This window comes from Pseudorhodoferax sp. Leaf267, assembly GCF_001422405.1.
GTDB lineage: Bacteria > Pseudomonadota > Gammaproteobacteria > Burkholderiales > Burkholderiaceae_C > Pseudorhodoferax.
The window spans coordinates 204,866-223,443 of sequence record NZ_LMMV01000025.1 but is presented as its reverse complement, the minus strand read 5'-3'; the positions used below and the strand labels follow the sequence as shown (position 1 = coordinate 223,443).

The following is an 18,578-nucleotide window of genomic DNA, read 5'->3' as shown; positions in this document are numbered from 1 at the left end:
CGCCCTACCAGCTGGTCACGTCGGCGGCGTCGCCCGTGCCGCCGGCCTGGCCGTCCTTGCCATGCGAATACAGGTCGAACTCGCCATGCGTGCCGGGGGATTTGTAGAGGTAGGGCCGGCCCCAGGGGTCGGCCGGCACGCCCTTTTGCAGGTAGGGGCCGTCCCACTTGGCCACGCCGGCCGGGCGGGCCGTCAGCGCGGCCAGGCCCTGGTCATCGGTGGGGTAGTGGCCGACGTCCAGCCGGTAGGTGTTGAGCGCGCTGGTGAGCGCAGAGATCTGGGCCTGGGCGGCGCGCACCTCGGACTTGCCGACCTGCGAGAAGTAGCGCGGCGCCACGTAAGCCGCCAGCAGCCCGATGATGACCATGACGACCAGCAGTTCGAGCAGCGTGAAGCCGGCGGCGCGCCGGCCGTTGCACCCTGTCGACCGCGCGCGAACCTGCCCGCCCTGGCATGGGCCACTTGCCTGCATCCCTGTCTCCTTGAACTTGCTTCACGGACATGACAACGATGCCCAGCGAAGTTCATCATATGCTTTGTGGAAACTTATTCCAATAAGGAAAAGTTTCTAGAAAGCGTTTCCTAGGGCAAATCCCTAGGCCCGCCGCCAGGGTGGCGCGGGGCTAGAACGCGCGGCTGGCTGACAGGCCGGCGAGCCAGGTGCGGCCGGGGGCGGGCTCGAAGAAGCGGGCATTGCCCTCGTTCACGATGACCGAGCCGGCGTAGCGCTTGTCCAGCAGGTTGTCGCTGCGCACGAAGCCTTCGAGCTGCCAGCCCACGAGCTGTGTCGCGTAGCCCACGTAGGCCGAGGCCACGCCCTGGCCGGCCGCCGCGTCGCTGTTGGCATCGTTCACATAGACGCGGCTCAGCGCGCGCCACTCCACGCCGCCGCGCCAGCCCTGGGGCGGCTGCCAGCCGGCGCTGGCGAAGACGCTGTTCTTGGCCAGGCCCGGGATGCGCGCGCCCGCAGCCACGCCTTCGCCGTAGCGCGCGTCCAGTGCCGTGTAGGCGACGCGGGTGCGCAGGTGCTTGTAGAAGTCCTGCGACCAGGCCAGCTCCAGGCCGTTGCGGCGCGTGCGGCCGGCGTTCTGGAAGGTGGTGCGGCCGCCGGAATTGGTCAGCGTCGTGATCTCGTCTTCGGTGTTGGTGCGGAACACCGCGGCCGTCCATTCGCCGAAGCCCGCGCTGCGCGACTTCAGGCCGAACTCGAAGCTCTTGCTGCGCGCGGCCTGCAGGCCGAAGTTCAGCCCTGTCTGGCCGCCCGGGCGGTACGAGAGTTCGTTGAGCGTGGGCGTCTCGAAGCCCTTGCCGGCCGAGGCGTAGACACGCAGGCCCTCGGCGATCGCGAAGCTGGCGCCCAGCACGGGCAGCGTGGCGCCGTAACGCGCTTCGCCGCTGTCGTCGGGGTTGGCGCCTGCGATGTAGCGGTCGCGCGAATCGAAGTCGATGCGGCTGTGGCGCAGGCCGGCGTTCAGCGTCCAGCGCTGCGTGGGGTGCCACTCGGCCTGCAGGTACTGGTCGAAGCTGGTGACGCGGTTGCGCTCGTCGCGCCGCAGGGCGCCCTGCACGCCCAGCTGGCTGCCCACGAAGTTCTGGTAGCCGCGGCGGTCTTCGTGCAGGCCGTCGTAGGTCAGGCCGGCGACCACGGTCAACGGCGCGCTGGCCAGCTGCGTGCGCCAGGTCCAGCGCAGGTCGGCACCGGCGTAGTCGCGGTCCAGTTCGATCATGCCGCCGGGGTGCGTGGGGCTGTTCTGCGGGCCGACGGGGATGGCCTGGTACTGCGTCGTGCCGCGCTGGCCGCCATACAGGCTGGCCTGCAGCGCATGGGCTTCGCTGAAGTAGTGCTCGTAGACCAGGCCGGCCTGGGTCTGGTCCATGTTCTTGCGCGTGTTGAAGTTCAGCGCGGCCGGGTCGACGCCGCGCGGGTTGGCCTCGTACTGCGCGCGGTTCAGGCCCAGCGGGTCCTGCGCCTTCGGCAGCACCACCCGGTTCGCCACCAGCGTCAGCTTGCCGTCCTCGTGCGGGCGCAGCGTGAGCTTGGCGTTGGCGATGGTGCGCCGCGTCTCGCTGTGCTCGCGGTAGCCGTCGGTGCGGAACTGGCTAGCCGACAGCACGTAGCCCACGCCGCTGTCGTTCACGCCGCTGTTGCCGCTGGCCTTCAGGCCATAGCGCAGCAGGCCGTCGCTGCCGGCAGCGGTGCCGAGCGTGAGGCGCGGCGCGCCGCGCCCCTCCTCGGTGAACACCTGCAGCACGCCGCCCGACGAATTGCCGTAGAGCGCCGAGAACGGGCCGCGCAGCACCTCGATGCGCTCGGCCGACGCCAGGTCCACATGCGAGATCTGGCCCTGGCCGTCGGGCAGCGTGGCGGGGATGCCGTCCACGTACAGCCGCACGCCGCGGATGCCGAAGGTGGCGCGCGCGCCGAAGCCGCGCACCGAGACCTGCACGTCCTGCGCGTAGTTCTGCCGGTCGCGCGCCTGCAGGCCGGGCACGGCGCCCAGGGCCTCGGAGATGTTGACCTGGGCGCGGCCGCGCCGCATGTCCTCGCCCTCGATGCGGTCCACGGAGGCCGGCACGTCCAGCGCCTGGGCTTCCGTACGGGTGGCGGTGACGACCACGGCGCCCAGCGCGGCGGGCGCCGCATCCTGTGCCGAGGCGGCCCAGGGTGCGCCGCACAGGGCCAGCATGGACGAGGAAACGAGGCGCAGCGTCAGGGTCATCTTGCATGTCTCCGGATCAGGGGTGGGGCAGGCCCGGGCTCATGCCAGCGGCCGGCGCACGAAGATCGGCGATGCCGTGCTGGCCAGCGCGAGCTCTTGTGCGGCCGCCAGCAAATGCGGGCCGAGCTGGAGCATACGTTCTTCCCCGAGCCGCACCGACGGTCCGGCGATGGTGATCACGCCGATGGTGGCTTCGCCGCGACGCCGCACGGGCGCGGCCATGGCGCCCATGCCCGGCGCATACATCTCCTGGATCATCGCGAAGCCGCGCGCGCGGTCGTCCTGCAGGATCTGCACCATGGCCTTCCAGCCCGTGGGCGCGCCCGGCCCGTAGTCGCGCGGCTGGCCGAAGCCCTGCCTGACGACCAGCTCCAGCGCGCGCTCATCGTCCAGCGTCATGAGCCAGGCATGGCCACCGGCGCTGCACGACAGGCGCACGTCGATGCCCATGTCGGGGTCGTAGCGCAGGCCGAACCTGGCGCCCTGGGCCTTGGCGACGAAGGTCAGCCGGTCGCCGTCGACGATGGCCAGGCGCACCAGCTCGCCGCTGTCCTCGGCCAGCCGGTCGATCACGGGCTGGGCGATGTCCACGATGCCCGAGCCGCCCAGATAGCTCAGCCCCATTGCGGCCAGCTTGGTGGTCAGCGCATAGTCGCCGTGGTCGCGCATCTGGCGCACGTAGCCGCACCGGGCCAGCTCGGTCAGCAGCCGGTGGCAGGCCGACAGCGGCAGCGCGAGATCGGCCGCGATGGCCGACAGGGTCATGCCCTCGGGCCGCGCGGCCAGGTACTCGAGCAGGGTGAGCGAACGTTCCAGGGTGCTTGCCATGCGGCGGATTGTGTCCGCGCCGAAACGCTTTATTGGAAGGGTTTTCCTTAATGGAAACATTTTCCTGAAACCGTAGGATCAGCCCTACTTTCTCACCACCTCCCAAGGACACCACCGTGAAATTCGCCCTCCGCTCCGTGCTCGCCTGCGCCGTGCTCGCCCTGTCCGGCACCGCCGTCCTGGCCCAGGACATCCAGGAACGCACCATCAAGTTCGGCCACCTGAACAACGCCGACCATGCCGTGAGCTTCGGCGTGAAGCGCTTCGCCGAGCTGCTGGCCGCCAAGAGCGGCGGCAAGCTCAAGGTCAACGAGTTCCCGGCCAACCAGCTCGGCAACGAGATGCAGCAGCAGTCGGCGCTGCAGGGCGGCGTGCAGGAAATGTCGGCCCCGGCCACGACCTCGCTGGCCGGCATCGTCAAGGAATTCGGCCTGATCGACTTCCCGTTCGCCGTCTCCACCTTCGACCAGGCCGACGCGCTGCTCGACGGCCCGCTGGGCCAGGCGCTGATCGCCAAGCTGCCCGAGAAGGGCCTGGTCGCGCTGGGCTACTGGGACCTGGGCTTTCGCAACGTGACCAACAGCAAGCGCGCCATCACCAAGCCCGAAGACCTGGACGGCCTGAAGCTGCGCGTGATCCCGAACCCGGTGTTCCTGGAATCGTTCAAGGCCTTCAAGGCCAACCCCGTGCCCATGCCTTTCGCCGAGCTGTACGGCGCGCTGGAAGCCAAGGCCGTGGACGGCCAGGAAAACCCGTTCGCGGTGATCCTGTCGAACAAGTTCTTCGAGGTGAACAAGTTCGTGAGCGCCACCAACCATGTCTACGCGGCCAACATCGTGCTGGTCAGCAAGCGCTTTTGGGACAAGCTGTCGCCCACCGAGCAAAAGATCATGCACGAGGCCGCCAACGAAGCGCGTGGCTACCAGCGCTCGGTGAGTCGCGCGGCCGCGCAAAAGGCCGTGGGCGATCTGCAGGCCAAGGGCATGCAATACAACGAGGTCGCGCCCGCCGAACAGGCCCGCATGCGCGCCATCGTCAAGCCCGTGACCGACAAATTCGCCGCCAGCTATGACGCCGGGATCGTGAAGCTGTACAACGACGAACTTGCCAAGGTGCGCAAGTGATCGGCAGCCCCACGAACAGGCGAACAACACCATGAAGATTCTTGTCCTGCACGGCCCCAACCTGAACCTGTTCGGCCGCCGTGAACCGCACATCTACGGCACGACCACGCTGGCGCAGATCAACGAGCAGATCGCCGCACTCGCGAGCGAGCTGCAGGTGCAAGTGGAGACGCTGCAGTCCAACCACGAGGGCGCGCTGATCGACTTCCTGCACGCCCACATCGACACCGCCGCCGGTGCGCTCGTGAACCCGGCCGGGCTCACACAGCACGGCGTGCCGCTGCACGACGCCATCAAGGCCATGCCGTTCCCGGTGCTGGAAGTGCACATGTCCAACATCGCCGCGCGCGAAGCCTGGCGTGCGCACTCCATCATCTCGCCGGCCGTCAAGGGCACGATCCAGGGCCTGGGCCCGCAGTCCTACCTGCTGGGCCTGCGCGGCGTGGTCGCGCTGGCGCAGGCCGCCAAGGGCTGAACCCCGTGAACCGCATGATCGACGGGCTCTGCAAAGGGCTCGAGGGGATGATCGCGCTCGCGCTGGCGCTGATGGTGCTGCTGGTGTTCGGCAACGTGGTGCTGCGCTACGGGTTCAACACGGGCATCACGGTGTCCGAAGAGGTGTCGCGCTGGCTGTTCATCTGGGCCACCTTCCTGGGCGCCGTGGTGGCGCTGCGCGAACACGGCCACCTGGGCGTGGACATGGTGGTCAACCGGCTGCCGGCCTGGGGCAAGCGCCTGTGCCTGGTCGCCGGCCATGCGCTCATGCTGTTCATCGTGGCCCTGCTGTTCCAGGGCAGCCTGGAGCAGACCAAGATCAACTGGGACGTGACCGCGCCGACCACCGGCTGGTCCATGGCCTGGGTGGCCGGCGCCGGCCTGGTGTTCTCGGTGCTGGCCGGTGGCCTCTTGCTGCGCGACCTGCTCCGCGCGCTGAGCGGCCGCCTGCGCGACGACGAGCTCGTCATGGTGCAGGAATCCGAAGAAGCCACGCAGATGCGCCAGGTGCTGGCCGATGCCAGCGCCGGCAGGGAGCTCGTGCGATGACCTTGATCGTCTTCGTCGGTGCCCTGCTGGGCACCATGGCCATGGGCATCCCGATCGCGTTCGCGCTGCTGGGCTCGGGCGTGGCGCTGATGTGGCACCTGGACCTGTTCGATTCGCAGATCCTGGCGCAGAACCTGGTGGGCGGTGCCGACAGCTTCCCGCTGCTGGCCGTGCCCTTCTTCATGCTGGCCGGCGAGGTCATGAACGTGGGGGGGCTGTCGCGCCGCATCGTGAACCTGGCGCTGGCGCTGGTCGGCCATGTGAAGGGCGGGCTGGGCTATGTGGCCATCATGGCCGGCTGCCTGCTGTCGGCCCTGTCGGGCTCGGCCGTGGCCGATGCCGCCGCGCTCACCGCGCTGCTGCTGCCCATGATGGTGCAGGCCGGCCACGACAAGACGCGCGCCAGCGGGCTGATCGCCTCCATCGGCGTGATCGGGCCGGTGATCCCGCCCTCGATCGGGCTCGTGATTTTCGGCGTGGCGGCCAACGTGTCGATCTCCAAGCTGTTCCTGGCCGCCATCGTGCCGGGCCTGCTGATCGGCGGCGCGCTGTGGATCACCTGGGCCTGGCTGGTGCGGCGCGAGGCCATCGTGCCGCCGCCGCGCAAGCCCATGGCCGAGGTGCTGCGCACCGCGCGCGAGGCCACTTGGGCGCTGCTGCTGCCGGTCATCATCCTGGTGGGGCTGCGCATGGGCGTGTTCACGCCGACGGAAGCCGGTGTGGTGGCGGCGGTCTACGCGCTGTTCGTGGCCACCGTCATCTACGGCGAGCTCAAGCCCGCGCAGCTGTACGGCGTGTTCGTGGCATCGGCCAAGACCAGCGCGGTGGTGATGTTCCTCATCGCCGCGGCCATGGTGAGCGCCTGGCTCATCACGGTGGCGAACCTGCCAGCCGCGGTGATCGAGCTGCTCAAGCCCTTCCTGGACAGCCCCATCCTGCTGATGTTCGCGATCATGGTGCTGGTGATGCTGGTGGGAACGGCCATGGACATGACGCCGACCATCCTGATCCTGACGCCGGTGCTGATGCCGGTGGTGCAGGCGGCCGGCATCGACCCGGTGTACTTCGGCGTGATGTTCATCATCAACAACTCCATTGGCCTGGTGACGCCGCCGGTGGGCACGGTGCTGAACGTGGTGGCCGGCGTGGCGCGCATGCGCATGGACGAGGTCACGCGCGGCGTGCTGCCGTTCATGGTGGCCGAGTTCGCCATCATGTTCGTGATGGTGGCGTTCCCGGCGCTGGTGACAGTGCCGGCGCGCTGGCTCGCCGGCTAGTTTGCAGATTCGATCTACAACACAGGAGACAAGCATGGGAAAGCGTGAACACCAGGAAACGACGCAGGTGGCAGCCACCGGGGTGATGGCACAGGACATGTCCCGCAGGGCCTTCACCCGGGTCTTCGGCCTGCAGGCCGTGCTGCTGTCGTCGCTCTCGCTCGCGGCCTGCGGCGGCAGCGACGACGAGCCACCGGTGGAGCCGCCGGTGCAGCCGCCCGCGCCAACCGCGACGCCCATCGCCGACGCGCCCCTGCAGCCAGCCACCATCGGCAGCTACCAGCGCAAGAACGGCTACTTCAACTGGTCCGTGGCCGTGGGCGATGCCAGCCGCGACATCGAGGTCTACATCCCCGCGGGCGCGCGCCAGCGCGAATACTGGATCACCATCGCCGTGCCCGACGGCGTGCGCGCCAACGAGTTCCTGGCCAAGGCCGGCTGGTTCGGCATCGCGGACGAGAACACCGTCTGCCTGCTGATCCTCAAGCCGGGCAGCGCGGGCGCCTGGGGCGACGTGGCAGCGGAATCGGCCTATGTCGCCGCCGCGATGGCCACGCTGGCCAGCAGCGGCACGCACTACTCGGCCTTCCTGTACCACTACGCCGTGGGCTACGGTGCGGGTGCGGCACCGCTGCAGCTGCATGCCGCCAGGACGCCGCTGTCCATGATCAGCCAGGCCTATGTCGAGGCCAAGGCCGACGCGGCCTACAGCGCGCTGCTGTCCGCGGCCGGCAACACCCAGGTCGGCCAGACGCTGCAACCGGTGCACATGGACTTCGCCGGCGCCGTGGACATCGCCGGCAACCCGGTCACGCAGCAGCGCACGTTCGCGGCGCAGTACCACCGCGACGTGCCCATCCCGACCTGGTTCGTCGGCACGACCGCGCCCGCGCTGCTGTCGTACTGGGCCGGCGTGAACGATGCCGACGTGCTGCCGCTGGCGGACAGCGACTTCGGCCAGGTCTTCCGGCAGAACAAGGAGCTGTCCAACGCCATCGCCACGGCCGGCACGGACGTGCGCTCGCAGGTGGCGGTGGGCGCGGCCGGCGCCGACGTGGCCAGCCCGCAGGTGGCCCGCAACATCTACCGCTTCCTCACGCAGTACAGCGGCTACGACAACAACTCCGTCTACGGGCACTTCATCACCCGGCGCCTGGACTACAAGCAGGCAATCGCCAGCCGCAACATGGTCGTCAAGGACCATGCCTGGAGCGGCAGCCCGAACCAGCAGACCTACATCGTCTATGTGCCCGAGAGCGTCAAGCGGGCCTACAGCGCGACCAGGCCCGCGCCCGTCGTGTTCGCCACGCATGGTGCGGGGCAGACGGCGTTCGTGTTCTTCGAAGCCACCGACATCAAGCAGGCGGCCGAGCGCTACGGCTTCGTGGCCGTGACCTACGACACCACCACCACGCCCTACCTGACCGACCTGGTGCAACGGGTGAAGCCCGACATCGAGGGCCTGGGCGTGGGCATGGATGCGAGCCGCCTGTACGTCTACGGCCATTCCGCCGGCGGCGGCGCGACCACCGGCTTCGCGCGCGACGAGACGCTGGTGGCCACCTTCGCTGCGTTCGGCATCACCTCGGGCACCTTCCCCGCGGCCACCGCGACCGCGTCGAACAAGCTCGTGCCCGTCTACGCCATCTACGGCGAATACGACTACTGGCCGATGAAGGTCGGGCCGCTCGCCGCGGGGGACTTCCGCGGCTCGCAGGGCGGCCAGTTCGCGTTGAGCGCCAACGTGCAGAACTACTGGCTGAACCGCCTGATCGGGCGAACGCTGGCCGAGGAGATGGCAGCGCCCACCTATGCCTTGACCGATGGCATCGGCGCCAGCCTCGTGCCGCAGAACACCCCCATCACGCTGCTGGTCAACCCCAGCGCCACGGTGAACCGCTACAGGACCTTCCGCTGGAGCCGTGCCGGGGTGCCCTTGTTCGTGTGGGGCCAGAACTTCGGCCGCGGCCACAACATGATCCCGGCCGACCTGAACAAGATCTGGGAGGAGTGGTTCAGCAAGTGGCAAAGGGGCACGGCCGCCGGCACGCTGCTGTACTGGCCCGACGGGGTGGGAACGGGCGCGGCGGTGACGGTGCCGCAGGCCTGAACGTCCGGCGCCGGGCCTGCGCGCGCGCTCAGCGCCCGGCGTTCAGCAGCGAGCGCACCGGCAGGGTGACCTGCATGGCGTCGAGCGCCTGGCGGCCCGCGTCGAGAAGCGCGCCGCCGTCGCCACCCAGCATCTGCAGCGCGCGGCCATGCGCCATGCGGTTCAGCGCGGCCTCGCGCGCCGAGCCGCGCACGCTGGAAGAATGCACGGCGCGCGCCATCCAGCGCTCCACGCCCTTGGGGTTCGCATCGTGCGCCGACAGGATGGCCATGGCACGGCAGACGATGGCCTCGCCCATGCGCTCGCCCTGGCGCGCGCGGCCCAGCACATGGGCCACCAGCGGGCGTGCCTGCTCCCACTGGCCCTCGGCCATCAGCGCCTCGGCCAGCCAGCCGAAGATCAGCGAGGTGAACATGCGGCCCTTGCGGCCGGCGATCCAGCGCACGGCGTCGCCCATGCGCTTGAGGCCCTCGGCGTCGCCACTGGCGCACCAGTCCACGAAGCCCTGCGTGGCGCGGCTGATGGCCACCAGGTACAGCGCGCCGGTGTTCTCGGCCAGGCGCACGCTGTCGGCGGCGATGTGGCGCGCCTCCTCCCAGCGGCCCTGCCAGATGCAGGCCACGGTGATCCAGTCGCGCACCGAGCTGCCCATGGGGTGCATGGAGTCGCCCAGCAAGGCCAGCGCCTCGTCGAAGCAGCCTTGCGCGTCGGCGAAGGCGCCCCGGTCGGCCAGCGCGCTGCCCTTGCAGGCCAGCGCATAGCACGAGCCGATGGGCAGGCCACGGCCGCGGCCGCCGGCGGCGCGGCGCCGCTTGGCCTCAAGCGCCGCGTCGATGCGCGCGATGGCCTCGTCGTATGCACAGGCGCCGACCAGGATCTCGCCCAGCGAGGCCTCGACCTGCGAGGCCAGAGGCGCGTGGCCGGCCTGCTCGGCCAGGCGCAGCGCCAGCCGCGCGCGGCCGGCGGCCTCGTCGAAGCGGCCGAAGCCGTACAGCAGGTAGGCCAGCCAGTGCGTGCACTCGGCCTGGCGCGCGAGGTCGCCCTCCTGCGTGGCCATGGCCACGGCGCGCTCCAGCAGGCTGGCGTCGTTGCCCAGGGCCAGCGGGTCGAAGATCGAGGCCATGGCGAAGCGGCAGGCCAGGTCGCACCACTGCAACCGCTGCTGCGAGCCCATCGGCTGCAGCTGCTCCAGCGCATGCATGGCCTGGCGGTAGTGGTTGCGCGCCAGGTCCATCGAGAACGCGGCCAGCGCCTCGTGGCCGGCCAGCTCGGCGAAGCGCGCGGCGTCGGCGAAGTCGCCGGCGCCCGCGCAGTGGTAGGCCAGCACGCCGGGCGCGGTGCGCTCGGTCTGGTGCGCCTGCAGCGCGCGGCGCGCGCGTCGGTGCAGGGCCTGGCGCAGCGACAGGCTCACATGCTCGTAGACCGCGTCGCGCGTGAGCCCGTGCTTGAAGCGCAGCGCACCCGCGTGGGCAGACGGGTACAGGAAGTCGGCATCGGCCAGCGCCTGGCGCTGGTCTTCGTCGAGCGCCGCGCCCAGCACCTCCTGCAGCAGCCACTCCGGCAACTCGTTGCCGACAACGGCAGCGGCCTGCACCACCAGGCCCAGCTCGGGCGCGAGCTGGTCCATGCGCGAGGCGACGAGCAGCTTCAGGCCCGCGTCGGGCGAGGTGCCGCGGCCCTCCAGCTGCTGCCACAGCCGCAGCGCCGAGGTGGAGTTGCACAGCTCCTCGACCAGCAGCGGCACGCCGCCCGCGTATTGGTGCAGCTTGGAGACCAGCAGCGGGTCGGACGAGCCCAGCAGGTGTTCGACGGCGCGCGCGGTTTGCGCCAGCTCCCAGGGCTCGATGCGCAGCTGCAGGCCTGCGGGCATGCAGCTGCCGCCATCGGCCGCGGGCCGCGCGGCCAGCAGCAGGCGCGGGCCTTGGGGGATGTCGAGCAGGGCTTGCAGCAGCCGGCGGCTGGCGTCGTCGGCCCACTGCCAGTCGTCCACGATCAGCAACAGGCGCCGCGCGGCGGTCATGGCGGCCAGTGCATCGCGCAGCGATTCGGGGCTGGGCCGGGCCAGGGCGGCCTCGGCGGCGGCGCGGCCGGCCGTGTCGCTGGCCAGCAGCGCGCCGTGCAGCATCTCCACGAACGGCTGCAGCGGCTCAGCCTGGCGGTAGCCCACGCACAGGCCGGACAGCACGCGCCAGCCGGCCGCCGCCGCGCTTTCCATGACCTCGTGCAGCAGCCGCGTCTTGCCCATGCCGGCCGAGGCCGTGACCACGGCCACGCGCTCGCCGTCCATCGAGGTGGCGTTCATGAAGTCCTGCAGCGCGGGCAGCGCGGGGCAGGTGATGAGCGGCGTGAGCCCGCGCATGGCCGTGCCCTCGAAGCGGTGCGTGCTGTCGGCGCGCGAGACCACGTGCGCCACGGCCGTCGGCCCGGCGCCATGCTCGGCCAGGTCGTCCTTGACCATGGGCAGGTGCCGGCTCTCCAGCACGAACAGGCTGTCGTGCGGCTTGAGCGAGCCGGTGGTCACGAGGATGTCGCCAGGCCGCGCCAGCTTCTCCAGCGTGCCGGCGATGTTGGGCGCCTCGCCCATGATGTTGAGCAGGCCCTGGGCCGCGTTGCCGCTGCGCACCAGCGCCACGCCGGTGTGCACGCCCGAGCGCGCCTGCAGCCGTGGCAGGCCGGCCCGGGCCAGCTCGGCGTGGATGTACAGCGCGGCATCGACCGCGTTGACCACGTCGCGCTCGCCCGCGCGCGGGTGGCCGAACAGCACCATGGCGCCGTCGCCCTGCATGCGCGAGACCAAGCCGTGGTAGCGCTGCGCGGCCTCCTGCCACACGGCCTCGATGCGCGCGAACAGCTCGCCGTAGTCCTCCATCTCCATCTGCCGGCTCAGCTGGGTGGAGCCGCAGATGTCGGTGAACAGCACGGTCAGCGTCTTGCGCTGCCAGGCCGGCGCGGGCGTGGCGACCTCAGGAGGGCTGGACTCGGTGTGCACGGGTGGGCTGCGGGTGTGCGCTGATGCTGCATTGCACCACCGATGCCCGCATGCAGGCAAGCCGGCCGCCGCGCCGCAGCCTCAGCGGTTCACATCGACCACCAGCCGCCCGCGCACACGCCCTGCCAGGATGTCGGTGCCAGCCTGCACCGCCTGCTCCAGCGTGATCTCGCGCGTGAGCGCCTCCAGCTTCGCCAGGTCCAGGTCGCGCGCGAGCCGCTCCCAGGCCGGCATGCGCACCGAGGGCTTGGCCATCACGCTGTCGATGCCATAGAGCGTGATGCCGCGCAGAATGAAGGGCGCGACCGAGCCCGGAAAGTCCAGGCCCTGGGCCAGCCCGCAGGCCGTGACCGCGCCGCCGTAGCGCGTGCCGGCGCAGGCATTGGCCAGCGTGTGGCTGCCCACCGAATCGACGACGCCGGCCCAGCGCTCCTTGCCCAGGGGCTTGCCGGGGGCCGACAGCTCGGCGCGGTCGATCACCTCGGCAGCGCCCAGCGCCTTCAGGTGCTCGGCCTCTTCGATACGGCCCGTGGACGCCACGACGCGGTGGCCCATGCCGGCCAGCAGGGTGATCGCCACGCTGCCCACGCCGCCGTTGGCACCGGTCACGAGGATGTCGCCCGCGCCGGGCAGCAGGCCGTGGCGCTCCAGCGCCAGCACGCTGAGCATGGCCGTGTAGCCAGCCGTGCCGATGGCCATGGCCTGGCGCGTGGTCAGCCCATCGGGCAGCGGCACCAGCCAGTCGGCCTTCACGCGCGCCTTCTGCGCCAGGCCGCCCGAATGCGATTCGCCCACGCCCCAGCCGTTCAGCACCACGCGGTCGCCGGGCTTGAAGCGGGGGTCTTCGCTGGCCTCGACCACGCCTGCGAAGTCGATGCCCGCATGCAGCGGGAAGCTGCGCAACACGGGCGACTTGCCGGTGATGGCCAGGCCGTCCTTGTAGTTGACGGTGGACCACTCCACGCGCACCAGAACATCGCCGGCAGGCAATGCGCTGTCGTCCACCGTCTGCACGCCGGCACGGTAGCCGGCTGCGTCCTTCTCGATCACCAAAGCCTTGAACATGGGAATGCCCTCCTGCGGGGCATTCTTGCAGCAAGCCGCTCGCCCTGATGTCACCGCGCGTACAGCAGCTGCGGCAGCCACAGGCCGATGGCCGGCCAGGTGTAGAGCAGGACGATGGCCAGAATCTGGATGCCCATGAACGGGATCATGCCCAGGAAGATCTGGTTCAGCGTCACGTGCGGCGGCGCCACCCCCTTCAGGTAGAAGGCAGACATCGCCACCGGCGGCGAGAGGAATGCGGTCTGCAGGTTCAGCGCCACCAGCAGGCCGAAGAACAGCGGGTCCACGCCGAAGTGGTCCAGCAGCGGGATGAAGATGGGCATGAAGATCACGATGATCTCGGTCCACTCCAGCGGCCAGCCCAACAGGAAGATCACCACCTGCGACAGCACCATGAACTCGATCTTGGACAGGTTCATGGACAGCACCCAGCGCTCGATCAGCTCCTGCCCGCCCAGCAGCGCGAACGCCGCCGAGAAGATGGCCGAGCCCACGAAGAGCCAGCACACCATGGCCGTTGTCTTGGCCGTCAGGTACACAGACTCCTTGAGCACGCCCATGTTCAGCCGCTTGTAGGCCGCCGCCAGCAGGAAGCCGCCCAGCGCGCCCATGGCCGCAGCTTCTGTCGGTGTGGTCAGGCCGAACACGATGGAGCCCAGCACCGACAGGATCAGCACCAGCAGCGGGAAGAACGAGGCCAGCAGCATCTTGAAGATTTCAAGACGGGCAAAGCTCAGGAACACATAGAACAGCGCGACGAGAACGCCCAGCACACCGAACACCACCCACCACCAGGTGGGCGCGGGCTGTCGCGCCGGCGCGTCGCCCTCGGCCACGGCGGCGGCCGATGCAGCGGCAGCAGGCTCGGCCACGGCAGGATCAGGCTCGGTAGCGGCGGGCTGCGCGCCCGCAGGCTCCTGCACGCCTTCGGACGGGGGCTCCTGCAGCCCACCCGATTCCGACGGCGGCTCTTGCAGGCCACCAGAGGGCGGCTCCTGCAAACCACCCTCGGACGGCGCGCGGTTGCTGCCCGTGGCACCGATCTCCTGGATGTCGTATTGCGCCTGGACTTCCACCGTGGTCGCAGCGCGCCAGCTGCTGGTGGCCAGCAGCAGAAACAGCAGGCCCGGAAGCAGCACGATGCCGAGCTGGCGCAGCACATGGCCCAGCGGCACGTCGGCATTGCGCTGGCCCTTGAGCGCGTTCACCAGGCGCATGGGCGCGTAGTGCCCGGTCTCCGCCGGCAGCGCGCGCGTGCGCGGCGGCAGGTCCACGCGCCGCTCTTCGGCCGACAGCGGCGGCGCCCAGTGCGGCTTGATCTTGGCCATCAGGATCACGTAGAGCACATAAAGCCCGGCCAGCATGAGCCCCGGGAAGAAAGCGCCCGCGTACAGCTGCACCACCGACACACCGGCCGTGGCACCGTACAGGATCAGCAGCACCGAGGGCGGGATCAGGATGCCCAGACAGCCGCCTGCCGTGATGGCCCCCGCGGCCATGGACGTGTTGTAGCCGGCGCGCAGCATGGCCGGCAGCGCCAGCAGGCCCATCAGCGTGACCACCGCACCGACGATGCCGGTCGCCGTCGCGAAGATGGCGCAGGTGACCAGCGTCGCCACGGCCAGCGAGCCCGGGATGCGCGCCATGGCCAGGTGCATGCTCTTGAACAGCTTCTCGATCAGGTTGGCGCGCTCGACCAGGTAGCCCATGAACACGAACAGCGGGATCGCGATGAGCACGTCGTTGGCCATGCTCTTGTAGGCGGCCTGCACCATCAGGTCCAGCGTGCGCGTGATGTCGCCGTCGTAGGCCAGCCAGGTGAAGATCATGCCCATGCCCATCAGCGTGAACGCCGTGGGAAAGCCCAGCATGATGGCGATGACGACCAGCGACAGCATCAGCAGGCCCTGGTGCCCGTGCGTGATCTTGTCCACGCCCAGCAACATCCAGACGATGGCCACCAGCACGGCGGCCATGATGGAGAAGCCGAACCACAGTTCCTTGCGCATCTTCATCGTGCACCTTCCTTGGCGGCGATCTGGCGGTCCAGGGCTTCGATGTCGCTGTCCTTCACGTGCACCATCTCCTTGAGTTTCTCGACGTCCACTTCCTGCACGTCATCACCGCGCCGCGGCCAGGCGCCGGTCTGCAGGCAGATCACGCAGCGCGCGATCTCGGCCAGGCCCTGCAGCAGCAGCGCCGCACCAGCCGCCGGGATCACGAACTTGAACGGGTACAGCGGCAGCGGTGTCGCCGAGAAGGTCTGCTCGCGGATCGCCATGGATTCCTGCGCATAGGTCCAGCCGGCCCAGGTCATGGCGACCACGCCGGGCAGAAAGAAGATGATGTACAGCGTGAGGTCCACGCAGGCCTGCGCGCGCGGGCTGAAGAAGCCGTACAGCACGTCGCCGCGCACATGGCCGCCCTTGGCCAGCGTGTAGGCGCCAGCCAGCATGAACAGCGTGCCGTACAGCATGATCTGCGCGTCCAGCACCCAGGCATGGGGCGTGTTCAAGGCGTAGCGTGAGAACACCTCCCAGCTGATCAGCAGCGTGAGGCCGACGACGGCCCAGGCCGCGGTCTTTCCGATGAAGGTCGAGATGGCATCGATCGCGAGCAGGAGCTTTTGCATGGGCGGCTTGAAGGCTTGGGCAGGAATCGGAACGACAAGGGCGCCGCACCGGGCGCCCTTGCCAGCGAGCAGGCTTCAGGCCCGCATCAGCCGCCCTTCTTCGCCGCGAAGTAGTGGTTGTAGGCCATCTTGAAATCGACGGTGTAGTCGTTCTGCCACTGGCCGGCGCGCTGCGCGAAGGCGCGCTGCGAGTCCATGACCTTCTTGAACATCGGGTTCTCCTTGGACTTGGCGGCAACCGTCTTGTCCCAGGAGGCGAGCTGCGCCCGCAGGATCGCGTCGGGCGTCTTGTAGAACTTGATGCCCTGCTTCTTGAGCTCTTCGTAGTCCTTGGAGTTGCGCTCGATGGCCTTCCAGCTCATGTCGGCGCTGGCGGCCTGTACGCCGTAGTCGATGATGGCTTTGAGCTCGGGCGGCAGCGCGTTGAGCTTGGTCTTGTTGAACAGCACCTCGAACTGCTCACCGCACTGGTGGAAGCTTTGCAGCATGCAGTTCTTGGCCACGTCGGGAAAGCCCAGCACGCGGTCACTCGACGCATTGTTGAACTCGGCCGCGTCGATCAGGCCGCGATCCAGCGCGGGCACGATCTCGCCGCCGGGCAGCGGGTTCACGGCGGCGCCCATGTCGGTGAACACGTCGACCGCCAGGCCCACGGTGCGGAACTTCAAGCCCTTCATGTCGTCGACCTTGGACACGGGCTTCTTGAACCAGCCCAGCGGCTGCGTGGGCATGGGGCCGTACAGGTACGAGGTGACGTCCAGGTTCAGGCTCTTGTAGATCTCCTCGATGAGCGCCTTGCCGCCACCGTAGTTGTGCCAAGCCAGGATCATGTTGGCGTCCATGCCGTAGCCCGGGCCGGAGCCCCACAGCGCCAGCGCCGAGTTCTTGCCGTACCAGTAGGCCACCACGCCGTGGCCGCCGTCCAGCGTGCCTTTGGCCACCGCGTCGAGGAGCTGAAACGCGGGCACCACCGAGCCGGCCGGCAAGACCTCGATCTTCAAGCGGCTGCCGGCCATGTCGTTGATCTTCTTGGCTAGGTCCTGCGCGTACTCGTGGAAGATGTCCTTGGCCGGCCAGGTGCTCTGGAAACGCAGCGTGGTGGTCTGCGCGTGGCTGACCATGGGGACCGACATGGCGCCGGCGGCGACCGCGGCGCCCTTGAGCAGGCTGCGGCGGCGGGAAGTGGCGGTGGGCTTGGTCTCGCTCATCAGGTGGTCTCCAGCGGTTGTAACAAAGGTCGGCGCATGTTGGGTCATATGACAACTTGGGCCAACCGGAATGTCCCCGACAGGGATAACCACTACGAAACTACACTGAGATGCGACCCGTTCCAGCGAGCCCCTGCACCATGCAACCCATCCAGCTTTTCGACCCCGCTTCCAGCACCTACACCTACATGCTCGTCGACGAGGCCACGCGCAGCGCCGTGCTGATCGACCCCGTGGACCAGCAGCTCGCGCGCGACCTCGCCGTGCTGAAGGCGCGTGGCCTGCAACTGGCCTGGACCATCGAGACCCACGCCCATGCCGACCACATCACGAGCGCCGGCCTGCTCGCCGAGCACGCGGGCGCCAGGACCGCCGCGCCGGCCGGCTGCGGCATCGCGACGGCGGCCGTGCAGCTCGCGCATGGCGACACGCTGGCCTTCGGCCACGAGACGCTGCAGGTGCTGCACACGCCGGGGCACACGGCCGGCAGCATGTGCTACCTGTGGCGCGGCCAGGTGTTCACGGGCGACACGCTGCTCATCGGCGGCTGCGGCCGCACCGACTTCCAGTCCGGCAGCGCCGAGGCGCTGTACCACAGCATCACGCAGGTGCTCTTCGCACTGCCGGACGACACCGTCGTCTGGCCCGGCCACGACTACCAGGGCCGCCAGCGCTCCACCATCGGCGAGGAAAAACGCAGCAACCCGCGCATCGCCGGCAAGAGCCTGGCCGAATTCGTGGCCACCATGCAGGCGCTGGACCTGCCGCACCCCAAGCGCATCGACGAGGCCGTGCCGGCCAACCTGCAATCGGGCCTCGGGCAGACGCCGGCGCCGACCGGCGACGCGCAGCCGCGGCCTGCGCAGGGCTATGCCGGCGACGTGACGGCCGAGCTAGCGCACCGCTGGTGGCAGGCCGGCGAGGCCGTGCTGGTCGACGTGCGCACCGATGCCGAACGCGAGTGGGTGGGCTTCGTGCCCGGCGCGCTGGCCGTGGCCTGGAAGCAATGGCCGGGCATGGCCATGAATGAAGACTTCGACAGTGCGTTGCGCGCGGCCGTGCCCGAAGGCGGCAAGGTGCTGCTGCTGTGCCGCAGCGGCGTGCGCTCGGTGGCCGCGGCCAGGCGCGCGACGGAACTGGGCATCGAGGCCTACAACATCCTGGAAGGCTTCGAGGGCGACCCGGACGGCGAGGCGCACCGCAACCGCAAGGGCGGCTGGCGCTACCGTGGCCTGCCCTGGCGCCAAAACTGAGCGGGGGGCTGACGCCATGTGCCGCAGCATCAAGACGCTGTTCAACTTCGAGCCGCCCGCCACCGAGCTGGAGATCCGCGCCGCGGCCTTGCAGTTCGTGCGCAAGCTCAGCGGCTTCAGCGTACCGTCCAAGGCCAACGAGGCGGCGTTCGATCAGGCGGTCGAGGCCATCACGGCATCGGCAGCCGACCTGATGGCGGCGCTGGTCACCACGGCCGAGCCCAAGAGCCGCGACGAGGAGGCGGCCAAGGCGCGTGCGCGCTCGCAGATCCGCTTCGGCACGGCGAGCAGCAAGCCAGGCGGCTGAACGGCGCCCCGGCTGCCGGCG

15 protein-coding genes and 1 pseudogene are annotated in these 18,578 nt (G+C 69.5%); 8 read left to right on the top strand and 8 right to left on the bottom strand.

Annotation, left to right across the window (positions count from 1 at the left end; translation table 11 throughout):
- Positions 1-4: 4 nt before the first annotated feature.
- The 3 genes from gspG to ASF43_RS26180 form a co-directional block, all read right to left on the bottom strand.
- Complete coding sequence (gene gspG / locus ASF43_RS26190; RefSeq protein ID WP_056188010.1) at positions 5-472, bottom strand: type II secretion system major pseudopilin GspG; 468 nt, start codon at positions 470-472, stop codon at positions 5-7.
- Positions 473-623: 151 nt separating this feature from the next.
- Entirely contained in the window at positions 624-2,720 is a 2,097-nt protein-coding gene (locus tag ASF43_RS26185) for a TonB-dependent receptor (protein ID WP_056188006.1), read from the bottom strand.
- Positions 2,721-2,759: 39 nt separating this feature from the next.
- Positions 2,760-3,548, bottom strand: a complete 789-nt coding sequence (locus ASF43_RS26180; RefSeq protein ID WP_056188003.1) for an IclR family transcriptional regulator — start codon at positions 3,546-3,548, stop codon at positions 2,760-2,762.
- Positions 3,549-3,664: 116 nt separating this feature from the next.
- Between ASF43_RS26180 and ASF43_RS26175 the strand changes: the two genes are divergently transcribed.
- Genes ASF43_RS26175 through ASF43_RS26155 form a run of 5 tightly spaced genes read left to right on the top strand, consistent with a single transcriptional unit; the run spans position 3,665 to position 9,103 of the window.
- Positions 3,665-4,672, top strand: a complete 1,008-nt coding sequence (locus ASF43_RS26175; RefSeq protein ID WP_082498183.1) for a TRAP transporter substrate-binding protein — start codon at positions 3,665-3,667, stop codon at positions 4,670-4,672.
- Positions 4,673-4,703: 31 nt separating this feature from the next.
- Entirely contained in the window at positions 4,704-5,147 is a 444-nt protein-coding gene (locus tag ASF43_RS26170) for a type II 3-dehydroquinate dehydratase (protein ID WP_056188000.1), read from the top strand.
- 5 nt (positions 5,148-5,152) lie between these two features.
- Complete coding sequence (locus ASF43_RS26165; protein WP_056187997.1) at positions 5,153-5,716, top strand: TRAP transporter small permease; 564 nt, start codon at positions 5,153-5,155, stop codon at positions 5,714-5,716.
- Positions 5,713-6,993, top strand: coding sequence for a TRAP transporter large permease (locus ASF43_RS26160; protein ID WP_056187994.1), 1,281 nt, complete (start codon positions 5,713-5,715; stop codon positions 6,991-6,993). The genes ASF43_RS26165 and ASF43_RS26160 overlap by 4 nt, the downstream gene beginning before the upstream one ends.
- Before the next feature lie 34 nt (positions 6,994-7,027).
- Positions 7,028-9,103 (top strand): hypothetical protein, encoded by a 2,076-nt coding sequence (locus ASF43_RS26155; RefSeq protein WP_056187991.1) that lies wholly within the window; start codon positions 7,028-7,030, stop codon positions 9,101-9,103.
- A gap of 28 nt (positions 9,104-9,131) precedes the next feature.
- On the opposite strand, the gene ASF43_RS26150 is transcribed toward ASF43_RS26155, so the two are convergent.
- The 5 genes from ASF43_RS26150 to ASF43_RS26130 form a co-directional block, all read right to left on the bottom strand.
- On the bottom strand, positions 9,132-12,092 hold the full coding sequence (locus ASF43_RS26150; protein ID WP_056187988.1) for an AAA family ATPase: 2,961 nt from the start codon (positions 12,090-12,092) through the stop codon (positions 9,132-9,134).
- 81 nt (positions 12,093-12,173) lie between these two features.
- Positions 12,174-13,157: an MDR family oxidoreductase gene (locus ASF43_RS26145; RefSeq protein WP_056187985.1), complete on the bottom strand. Its 984-nt coding sequence runs from the start codon at positions 13,155-13,157 to the stop codon at positions 12,174-12,176.
- A gap of 50 nt (positions 13,158-13,207) precedes the next feature.
- Positions 13,208-15,172, bottom strand: coding sequence for a TRAP transporter large permease subunit (locus ASF43_RS26140; RefSeq protein WP_056187982.1), 1,965 nt, complete (start codon positions 15,170-15,172; stop codon positions 13,208-13,210).
- Positions 15,169-15,789 (bottom strand): TRAP transporter small permease subunit, encoded by a 621-nt coding sequence (locus tag ASF43_RS26135; RefSeq protein WP_056187979.1) that lies wholly within the window; start codon positions 15,787-15,789, stop codon positions 15,169-15,171. Before ASF43_RS26135 ends, ASF43_RS26140 begins: the two co-directional genes overlap by 4 nt.
- Before the next feature lie 86 nt (positions 15,790-15,875).
- Positions 15,876-16,997, bottom strand: coding sequence for a TRAP transporter substrate-binding protein (locus ASF43_RS26130; protein ID WP_056187977.1), 1,122 nt, complete (start codon positions 16,995-16,997; stop codon positions 15,876-15,878).
- 140 nt (positions 16,998-17,137) lie between these two features.
- Between ASF43_RS26130 and ASF43_RS32360 the strand changes: the two are divergent.
- The 3 genes and pseudogenes from ASF43_RS32360 to ASF43_RS26120 all read left to right on the top strand — a co-directional run.
- Positions 17,138-17,860: pseudogene (locus ASF43_RS32360) on the top strand (MBL fold metallo-hydrolase); the annotation flags it as partial.
- Between the two features lie 18 nt (positions 17,861-17,878).
- Positions 17,879-18,250 carry a rhodanese-like domain-containing protein gene (locus ASF43_RS31870; protein ID WP_369803351.1) on the top strand — a complete coding sequence of 124 codons (372 nt, stop codon included), beginning with the start codon at positions 17,879-17,881 and terminating at the stop codon, positions 18,248-18,250.
- 16 nt (positions 18,251-18,266) lie between these two features.
- Positions 18,267-18,557, top strand: coding sequence for a DUF2277 domain-containing protein (locus tag ASF43_RS26120; RefSeq protein ID WP_056187971.1), 291 nt, complete (start codon positions 18,267-18,269; stop codon positions 18,555-18,557).
- Positions 18,558-18,578 lie beyond the last annotated feature (21 nt).